Origin of the sequence: Aurantimonas sp. A2-1-M11 (assembly GCF_036549475.1) — a bacterium.
GTDB lineage: Bacteria > Pseudomonadota > Alphaproteobacteria > Rhizobiales > Rhizobiaceae > Aurantimonas.
In genome coordinates this window covers 1-9,020 of sequence record NZ_JAZHLI010000106.1, presented here as the reverse complement: position 1 = coordinate 9,020, position 9,020 = coordinate 1, and the positions used below count along the sequence as shown (strand labels likewise).

General features: G+C 58.2%; 10 protein-coding genes and 1 pseudogene. 7 read left to right on the top strand and 4 right to left on the bottom strand.

The window, feature by feature from the left end; genetic code table 11:
- Positions 1-476: 476 nt before the first annotated feature.
- The 3 genes from VQ042_RS23650 to VQ042_RS23640 all read right to left on the bottom strand — a co-directional run bounded on the left by VQ042_RS23650 (position 477) and on the right by VQ042_RS23640 (position 2,698).
- The gene (locus tag VQ042_RS23650; protein WP_331822735.1) at positions 477-893 is read right to left on the bottom strand and encodes a TadE/TadG family type IV pilus assembly protein; all 417 of its coding nucleotides are present in this window, start codon (positions 891-893) and stop codon (positions 477-479) included.
- On the bottom strand, positions 894-1,352 hold the full coding sequence (locus tag VQ042_RS23645; protein ID WP_331822734.1) for a hypothetical protein: 459 nt from the start codon (positions 1,350-1,352) through the stop codon (positions 894-896). It abuts the gene before it with no gap.
- Positions 1,353-1,423: 71 nt separating this feature from the next.
- Positions 1,424-2,698: a TadE/TadG family type IV pilus assembly protein gene (locus VQ042_RS23640; protein ID WP_331822733.1), complete on the bottom strand. Its 1,275-nt coding sequence runs from the start codon at positions 2,696-2,698 to the stop codon at positions 1,424-1,426.
- Positions 2,699-3,092: 394 nt separating this feature from the next.
- On the opposite strand from VQ042_RS23640, the gene VQ042_RS23635 reads away from it, so the two are divergent.
- From VQ042_RS23635 to VQ042_RS23605, 7 genes and pseudogenes are all read left to right on the top strand, one after another.
- Positions 3,093-3,320 (top strand): hypothetical protein, encoded by a 228-nt coding sequence (locus tag VQ042_RS23635; RefSeq protein ID WP_331822732.1) that lies wholly within the window; start codon positions 3,093-3,095, stop codon positions 3,318-3,320.
- Entirely contained in the window at positions 3,286-3,462 is a 177-nt protein-coding gene (locus VQ042_RS23630) for a hypothetical protein (RefSeq protein WP_331822730.1), read from the top strand. The genes VQ042_RS23635 and VQ042_RS23630 overlap by 35 nt, the downstream gene beginning before the upstream one ends.
- Positions 3,459-4,322, top strand: a complete 864-nt coding sequence (locus tag VQ042_RS23625; RefSeq protein WP_331822729.1) for a hypothetical protein — start codon at positions 3,459-3,461, stop codon at positions 4,320-4,322. The genes VQ042_RS23630 and VQ042_RS23625 overlap by 4 nt, the downstream gene beginning before the upstream one ends.
- A 754-nt stretch (positions 4,323-5,076) precedes the next feature.
- The gene (locus tag VQ042_RS23620; protein ID WP_331822728.1) at positions 5,077-5,742 is read left to right on the top strand and encodes a DUF5765 domain-containing protein; all 666 of its coding nucleotides are present in this window, start codon (positions 5,077-5,079) and stop codon (positions 5,740-5,742) included.
- A gap of 235 nt (positions 5,743-5,977) precedes the next feature.
- Positions 5,978-6,253: pseudogene (locus VQ042_RS23615) on the top strand (cation:proton antiporter domain-containing protein); the annotation flags it as partial.
- 124 nt (positions 6,254-6,377) lie between these two features.
- Positions 6,378-7,112 carry a cation:proton antiporter gene (locus tag VQ042_RS23610; RefSeq protein WP_442880202.1) on the top strand — a complete coding sequence of 245 codons (735 nt, stop codon included), beginning with the start codon at positions 6,378-6,380 and terminating at the stop codon, positions 7,110-7,112.
- Between the two features lie 223 nt (positions 7,113-7,335).
- Entirely contained in the window at positions 7,336-8,664 is a 1,329-nt protein-coding gene (locus VQ042_RS23605; RefSeq protein WP_331822727.1) for a DUF2254 domain-containing protein, read from the top strand.
- Positions 8,665-8,730: 66 nt separating this feature from the next.
- Here VQ042_RS23605 and VQ042_RS23600 read toward each other — a convergent pair whose 3' ends face one another.
- Positions 8,731-8,907 carry a hypothetical protein gene (locus VQ042_RS23600; protein ID WP_331822726.1) on the bottom strand — a complete coding sequence of 59 codons (177 nt, stop codon included), beginning with the start codon at positions 8,905-8,907 and terminating at the stop codon, positions 8,731-8,733.
- Positions 8,908-9,020 lie beyond the last annotated feature (113 nt).

Sequence of the window (9,020 nt, the reverse complement as noted above, 5' to 3'; positions counted from 1 at the left end):
CGATGGTAGGTCACGTGGATATCCTCATTGCTTGCACCGTGGTCACCACACCACGCCGCAAAAACAACGATCTCATCCAAAGTTCGCAAGGCGGCTCACGCCGGAGGCACACAAAAGATTGGAAGCCTTATGCATTTCATTGCGACGATTGCCATCTGCCTAAGCTCGACCCCGGTGAGCAAATGTCAACAAGCCACTGCGGTCCACTGGCTACCCCTCACCCAGCCCAGCATAGGTTTCTCGGGATGCATGAGAGATGGAATGGTGTCAGCCGCTCGGTCCAGGCTCCTCAAAGGTGACGACTACCCCAAGGTGTTTTGTCGTCCGACAGCAGGGGCGCTGGCCGCGAACCTGTCTTCTGATGTCGATGATTGATGCAGTCAGGCATGTGGAGTGCTCGAAATGACAACCAACCGAGTAGCAAGATGTGGTGCTCTCGGAGAGCAAATGCGCCGTTGAGCATCGACAATCCACACCTATGGCTTCAACTCGATTGTCCGGGTCTCCTTCAGGAGCATATCTTCCAAGACCGAAGCAAAGGGGATTGTGATCGGGAGAGTGGTTTCCGCGTTAAGTTTGATGATTCTGCGCGAGTTGATTGTATGAGCAGTCACGTCGAGAACAATGTTTCCGCTTTCAGCAGTAGTCGAGCTCAGAAAGACGTATTTAATCTCATCCAATTTTTCCCCGTGGATGTAAGCATAGCGGGCCGCCTTGTCGGCCGCTCGTGCCAGATCGTTCTTCATCCAGAAGGCCCAACCGAACCCGATAATGCCGAAAAATATCATGAGAAAGAGGCTTGCCACGATTGCAAACTCCACGGCGCTCGTACCGGAAGTATCGCAGGTGAACGATTTGATCGTTCGGGGCGCAGGGGCGGGAAAATTCTTCATCTAGTAAACTTGCATTTCGGCTTTCGTCTCAAAGCGCCGGTCACCGAACATGATTCCCTGGTAAACACGAGACACAACCATCCGCATCCATTTCTCAGGATTTGGACAGTGGCCACTGCCTTTGGGATGCAGCGTTACTTCGGATTGATCGGTACCGTCCCGGCATCCTTCGAGCTCAATAATTTCAACCGGCTTGGCTAGATCCGCTTTCTCCTCGTCAGTCGCGTTTGCGGGTTCGGTGATGGCTACCGAATTGTATGCGGTTTGGGAGTCGTTGGTTCGCCCGAGAAACTCCTCAATCTCCGTAATATTGGTCCCGAACCGCAACGACCCTTCGACGGCTATTCGAAGCTTGTGTTCCATCGCGAGTCTCTCACGCGCAGCGAGTCCCAGATCAGCCATCGCAATCAGGCCGAAGCAGAGAAACGGCATTATGATTGCCAGTTCCGTTGCTGCCACTCCCGCTCGATCGCTCCACAAACGGAGGATTAGCGTGCGAGATAGCCTTCGCATCGAAAAGCCAAGCGCGATCACTGCACAATCTCAAATTTCCGACCCACGAACAGACCCTCTAAAGTGCCAAAGGCGGCGCCGCCGCCAGGTCCACAGTCAGAGGTAAAAGAATTGCTTCCTGTGAAAGTGATGGTGTTTGCAATCAGGCGCACGCAGTCCGACCCGCCAAGGGCGCTGGATCCAAGAAACTCCAGATCTGCCTGAGGAGCGTATAGAACGCCGGCGAGGTCCAGCTCGACGCCGCCAGCGAATTTTCTTTGCTCGCCGATTTTGTAAATTGCAAAGCCGGCGCCCGGACCTGATGTCGGCGCGGTTATATTGATGGACGCCTGCCCCTTAGCCCGCAGGTTCGAACCTTCCAGAAAAACCAGTGTCACGCCGGGTTCGAGAGCAGGATAGGACGATCGCCATTGATCCTCCGGCAACTCGAGCACCTTGCCTTGAAGGGTAAGGCCTCTTTCGAACACGTAGACGCCAGGGAAGAGGTAAGTCGTCTGCGCCTTCCAGTCGACGGGCGACCGGCAACGGCCTGGGGACCAAACGGCGATCGAGTTTTCGCCGGAACCGGTTGAAGAGATCTCTTTACATTCAGGTAGGCTGATAATTTGCGTTGCGGTTGGAACGGGAACGTCTTTGTAAGGATCAACCGTCGGCGGTTGTTTCACTTTCGGCGCTGGGCATCCAAGGTCAATTGGGTTGATTCCGACAACGTTGCCGACGGTGCTTACGCATCCGGCCTTGAATACGGAGCCGCCGCCCACGTGGATTGCCGTTTCGGATTCCGAGTTGGACGCTGCAAGGCACTTCTCAAACCTGCTGTCGGCAGAACCCCAGTTTTTTATCGCGTCGGGTGCCGTCTGACTGAGGGCAAGCACACAGGCAGGCTCCCCCAGTTGAAGCGCGACGATGCTTTTCGCCTCAAGCTGCACGGGCTCCTGGACGAAGATCGCCGAAAAGAAACGCGGAAGCGTGCGTTTGATCGTTACCTCGATTTGATCGACTCCCGTGTCGACGGGCAGCAAGGTTAAAATTTCCACATCCGCCGAGGTGAGACCGGCCTTTTGCGCGACATTCCAAGCATTTTTGCGAAGAATGTTTGCGTCCTGACTTGTCATCAGGAAAGCGGCGCCGGTGGAATAAGCCGTGACATCCGCGACCTGGCTCATCTTGCGGTCAACGCTTAGCCAATATCCCACCTCTGCCCCGAAGCCGAATGCGCCAACAAGGATGGGAAGTAGGATCGCTGTGATGACCGCGATCGATCCACTGCGATCCGTGAGGAATGTGCGCATTGGCAGAAGCCTCCGGATAATCGTTCAATCAGATACCGCGGATTGTCTTTCCAGCCGGTGAATGGAAAGTGGACAGTTTTAGCCGTCAGGGGATGGATCTACGTAGCCGGGAAGGAGTAAATGCATAGGCATTCGCCTGGGATTACGACTACGCCAAAGCCATTGTACAAGCATTCTCGCGGATCCTCTAATCTTCGGACCTCCGTCAAAATACGGCCAAGAGCGCGCACGGTTGCGTTGGAGATCAATGTTCTGCCGCTGCCGATTGGGTCGAGTCAAAAATCAAGCTGATGGTGGCTATACCGAAGATGACAGATGTCAATCTCTGGTTGCCCTTTGGCACCACTGGCAGCTTTTTCCGAGACATCGAAACGATGTCACGGAGCACGACAGCATGGCGCATTTGAAGACACTCAAGCTGGCCAGCGCGAAGCCGGTCGCAACCCAAGCCGATCCCGTAAAGCGCACCCGCAACAAGGTGATGGAGGCCCTGGCAGAGCAGAAGCGCGTAGCGGAGGCAAAGATTGCCGGACAGGCCTACGCGCCCAAGCATATGGTGTGGCGCAAGAACGAAGCGGGTGAACAGTATGGCGCTGACCCTCGCGCAAACGCAGGTCTCTGACCACCAACGCCAAGCCTTCATGCTGCATTTGGCCACGGCGATGCGCGGAACAGCCGGCGCGAACCAGGTGATCCTCAGCTGGTGCCTCGGGGAAGAGAAGCCCAGCATTCTGTTCATCGAACGCAAATGGCGACGCCATTGAACCCCAACGCCGACCTCGTCCTGCGGGTGCTGGCGTTTCCCATCGTTATGGCCATCGCCCAGCTCCGTGTTCTCGGGCTGGTCGGTGGTGCAGCGTTTCTGCTCCTCACCTATACGGACGTGGAGCCCGTTCGGATCATCATCTATGGGGTCGTCGCGATCGCTACGATCATGCTTGCAACGGCCCTTTCCCATTTTGGGGGTGGGCTGCTGGGTGTTGTGGGGATTGTTCTCGCCGTGATCGCAATGTGGAAATCCGAGGTAATCTTTGACCGCGTAATCCCGACTTCGGATCGCATCCACCTGACCGAGAACATCCCGGTGCAGATCGCCCCATCCATCTCCCGCGACACTGTCTCCGTCTCCATCGCCAACGACAGCCCTGACTGGCTGGAGGCCACGGGCGTTGCCTTCGCCGACGGCAGCCCGATGGAGCGCCCATGGACCAAGACGGTTTCATGGGGCCATTGGCTGGCCCCCGGCGAAGAGATCCAGCGCGCCGAGATCGCCAGCGTTTATCCGGATGATCCCGGCCGATATGATCTCCATCGCACAACCTGCACCGTGGCCCATGCGGACTTCCGGCGAATGCCCGCGTTCATCCCCTCAATCGAATTCGAGCCGCAGAGGAGCAGCGGGCACAGCCTGTTCCACGTCACCAACGATACGCCTGTCACCATTGGCAGGCTCTGGTTTTCCTGCGTCGGCAGCAATCGATTTCGCGAAAGCATCCAAACGAGACCCGCCTACAGCAATGATCTGGACTACCAGATCGAGCTCGGCGGCACCCTCACGCTGATGACCAGCGATGCGCGGTACGGCCTGACCAGCTGCCGGGTGTACGCCGTGAAGACGCTGTGAGCATCAACAGCGCGCGGGATGGATGGGATAGCTGCTGGGCAGCATGACCGCCACGACCGCTGCGGAAGACGCGTTCCTGACGCTGCACGAGCTTACTCCGGCGTGCAAATGGGGATTTGCCGATGACTAGGGTTGGGGCAGCATCGCCGTTTCACCAGGCCCCTCGCATGGCATCACATCTCGACGTGACGCAATTTCGTGCAAACATCAGTGTGCTCGATCGCGGCGATCGCGAGCCGGTTGCGCGCCTCTCGCATACGCACGCTACGAGGGCGCATGCGTCTTGCCGGGTAGCGTCCTCGCTTCCCTCGGAATAATATTGGCGGCCTGCGGCAGATGGTTGAGCCATGACGGACACTGACCAAGATCCAGACATCGAGTTTTCACCCTACACGGGCTCCTTCACGGATCATGGCATCACCGTAACCGTGAACATCTTCCGCATTGCCGCTCGTTGGCCCCTTAATCTCTGGCAGTGCACGGGCTCCGCACACGATGTACAGTGCAAATGAGGCTTCCCAGAAGTTCTTTGTCCAAGAACCTTACAGGCACCGGATACGAAAAGAGGTGGCTTACTTCGGTTCTTGAGCAACGCTACACACAGACGCCACGCGGAGGCAGGAAATCTTGATTTCAATCCCTACATTCCCCCCATCGAGAGAGAGACTTAATGTGCTGGAGCGGTGAAGCGTCGGCAGCACTAGCGTCTGTAGGCCTCGCGACAACAGCTTACACAGCTTACAAGAAAGAACCTGTGCCGCTATGGATGGCGCTGGGGTATTTCTCTTTGATGGAGCTTCTACAGGCTTTCACTTACTCGGTGATTGACCAGTGCGCGCTGCCCTCCAACCAGATCGCCACCCTGTTGGGCTATCTTCACATCGCGTTTCAGCCCTTTTTTATAAATATGCTGTCGATGTACTTCATACCGAATGCTGTTCGCGAGAAAATCCAGTGGCCGGTCTATGCAGTCTGTTTTGTTTCGGCGGTTATCATGCTTTTGCAGCTCTATCCGTTCGAATGGGCAGGGTCATGTCCGCTTGGACAGGTAATGTGCGCTGAGCGATTATGTTCAGTGTCCGGAGAATGGCATATCGCTTGGGAAGTGCCAACAAACGGCATGCTGAACTTCATAACTGTCAATTCGTGGGCATCATTCCTGACCGCATATCCCAGTTATTTCGTCGCAGCATTCTTGATGCCGCTTTTGTACGGATCCTGGCGACTGACCGTGTACCACTTCCTGGTCGGCCCACGATTGGCCATGCTCCTGACCAGCAACCCAAATGAAGTGGCCGCAATCTGGTGCCTGTTGTCCATAGGCATCCTGCTGCTTGTCGTCAAAACACCGATAAGGCGGTTCATGTTTGTGAAGTCTTGGTGGTTATGGCCCAAGCAAACCGCGCGGATAGGATACTGAGTGTCTCGACGGCGCTCGAAAACTGCGAAGCACAGGATATTGACGAGGGCGTGGAGTGGGTTGAGGGCCGCAGCGAAGGGCTGCTTCGAACCCATCAGGTTAGTCGTGGCATCTGTGGACGGAGAGGCGATGTCACCGTTTGAACTGGGCGCGATCCTGTTGGTGCTGACGGCCACTTTCGGGCTGGATCAATCATCGACTGACCTGGCTGCCGCACACCGTCGGCCTCCTTGTCATGGGGCTCGGAGCCTCTCTGGTGATCATCGGGGCGGAGGCAGTTCTGCCGGGCCTGCTGCACTACGAGGATCTGGTCGGCCCCGTTCGTCAGGTCGGTTTCCAGGAAACAGTGCTCGACGGCATGCTCGCTTTTCTTCTGTTCGCGGGCGCTTTGCATGTGGATGCCCCCAGTCTGCGCAGCCGCGCATGGACCATCGACACAATGGCGACCGTCGGTGTCCTACTGTCCACCGCGATCATCGGAACAGGCATCTGGGCGGCGTCCAAGGGTCTGGGCATCGCGATGCCGCTTCCGTGGGCCCTTGTTTTCGGGGCGCTGATCAGCCCGACCGACCGACCCTGTTGCCGTCCTGGCCACCCTGAAGGAGGTCAAGGTTCCGTCAGACCTTCAGACCTTGATGACGGGCGAGACCTTGTTCAACGACGGCGTCGGCGTGGTCCTGTTCGCCGTACTGGTGCAGGCGGCGGCTGGAGGCAGCATCGAGCCGCTGCATATCGGCGAGATGTTCCTTCTCGAAGCTCTCGGCGGCGCCGCCCTTGGTGGGGTCACCGGATATGTCGCCTACCGCGCCATGCGTGCGATCGACGATTATGCCATCGAGGTATTGATCTCGCTGGCGCTGGTCGTCGGCACCTATGCGGTTGCCGCCCGGCTGCACATGAGCGGCCCGTTGGCCGTGGTTGTCGCCGGGTTGCTGATCGGAAGCCCGGGGCCCCGTGATTCGTTCAGCGATGAGACCCAGCGCTATCTGTTCGGCTTCTGGACGCTGCTCGACGAAACGCTGAACTCGGTCCTGTTCCTGCTGATCGGACTGGAGGTCCTGGTCCTGCGCTTCGAGCCTGCCTTTGGCTGGCTGATGGCCGTGGCCGTGCCGCTGACGCTTGTCGCCCGCCTCGCGGCCGTCAGCGGGCCAGTGCTGCTCCTGGGCCGGTTCCGCAGCTTCCTGCGCGGAACGATTCCCGTCCTGACCTGGGGCGGTTTGCGGGGCGGCATTTCGGTGACGCTGGCGCTGTCGATACCGGAGGTGGCGGAGAAATCTGCCATATTTGCGGCAACCTATGCCGTGGTCATCTTCACCCTGATCGTTCAGGGTTTGAGCCTGCGTACCGTGATCCAGCGGGTGCTCAAGTGATCAAGTCCGGATCGGCACGCGCGACACCGATCTGCGAGGTCGTGCTGCGGGCGCGGCGCGGACGCTCTCCGACGCGGGCGACACGGCTGCACGCTGCAATGGCCACGATCCTTGCGACGCGGGCTGCCAGCTTGACGATCGCAAATCGTGTTATCGCCGAATAGACAAATCTTGCGAGCCCCGGACGCTGCACCGGACTGCCCGTGATCGGAAGGAGCAACACTTGGCGAAGTCAGTTTCCATCACACGCGTCTCCGCGATCTGGGGACGCCTGAACTCGAGCTTCTGGTTCGTTCCCGCCATGATGTGCGCGGTTGCGGTCGGGCTGTCATTCCTGCTGATCGAAGTCGATACTTGGCTTGGCGTCGGGACTGTGAGCGATTTCGGCTTGCTCTATACGTTCGGACCGGAAGGCGCCCGGGCAACCCTGTCGGTCATCGCGAGTTCGATGATCACGGTGGCCAGCCTGATCTTCTCCATCACCATGCTCTCGCTGCAACTCGCCTCCTCGCAATTCGGGCCGCGGGTCCTGGAAAACTTCATGCGCGACCGCAGCAACCAGATCGTGCTCGGAACTTTCGTGGCGACGTTCCTCTATTGCCTGGTCGTTCTGCGTGCGGTGCGGGGTACGGCGGACTCCAGCTTCGTTCCGCACCTGACGGTTGCATTTGCGGTGGTTCTCGCTGCTGTTGGTGTCGCGGTTCTTATCTATTTCATCCACCACATTGCCACTTCAATCCGTATCGAAATGCTGCTCGCGCAACTGGCCGCCGACGGGCGCGCCGCCGTCGATCGACTCTTTCCGGAACGGCTCGGCCATGGTCCCTTGCACTGCGAGGACGAGGCGGCTGCGCACCGGCTCCCAAACGACTTTGATGCCGGCTCCGAACGGGTCAGTGCCGATGCGAGCGGATACGTGCAGAATGTCGGTATGGACGCTCTCATGCAGATTGCCACCAAACATGATCTTGTCTTGCGGATCGAGACCCCGCCCGGTCGTTTTGTGACCGAAGGTGAATGCATGATCACGGCATATCCCCGCGATCGAGTGTCGGATGGGGTCGTCGACAGCCTACGTGGCGTTCTCGTCTTCGGCAGGGATCGGTCAGTCAATCAGGACCTCGAGTTCGCGATCCGGCGTATTGTCGAACTGGCCCAGCGATCCTTGTCGCCCGGCCTAAACGACCCCACAACCGCGCTTTACTGCATCGACCGGCTCGGAGAGGTGTTCGGTCGATTGGCCGGTCGGGATTTCCCATCGCCGATCCGCTACGACGAGACTGGGCAGTTGCGCATCCTGACTGAAGTCGTCGTCATCGAGGAACTGGCATGTAACGCCTTTTCGGCGATCGCACGCTACGGGAGCTCCGACGTCGATGTGGTCACGCGGCTGGTCAACACAATGGGCAAGTTGAGCCGATCATTCCCCCCCGCAGCGCGTGAAGCCATCCTGACGCTGAAGGAACAGGTGCTCATCGCGAGCGAGAACGACGCGTCCCTGAATTTTGATCGGAACGCGCTTCAAGAATTGCTGCGTAATCAAAGATCATGACGCGCTGTCGTCGGCCAGCGGGCGGATTAAAGCAGGCCACCTGGCCGACAGGGGTTAGCCTGAGGATCACGGATCAGTAATCTCGCCGGTGTCGAGATCCACGGTCTCGGCGGTGGCCTGGTTTTGCTCCGCCCTTGCCGCGGCAGCCCAGCGTCGCCCGGCTCGAACGGAGTGCGTGTCAGGCTGTGGAAGCGCGAACTTCAGATGTTTGCCGACGAGAGCGGGCTCGTTCTCCACATTCATTAGTTCGCCCTGAAAAACCCTTGGATGCCCTGTGCTTCAGGGATTCCCATCGGGTTTGAAGTATTGGAGAATGCCGGAAACCGATCCTGACCCGATTGATTTCCGGTGTTTTT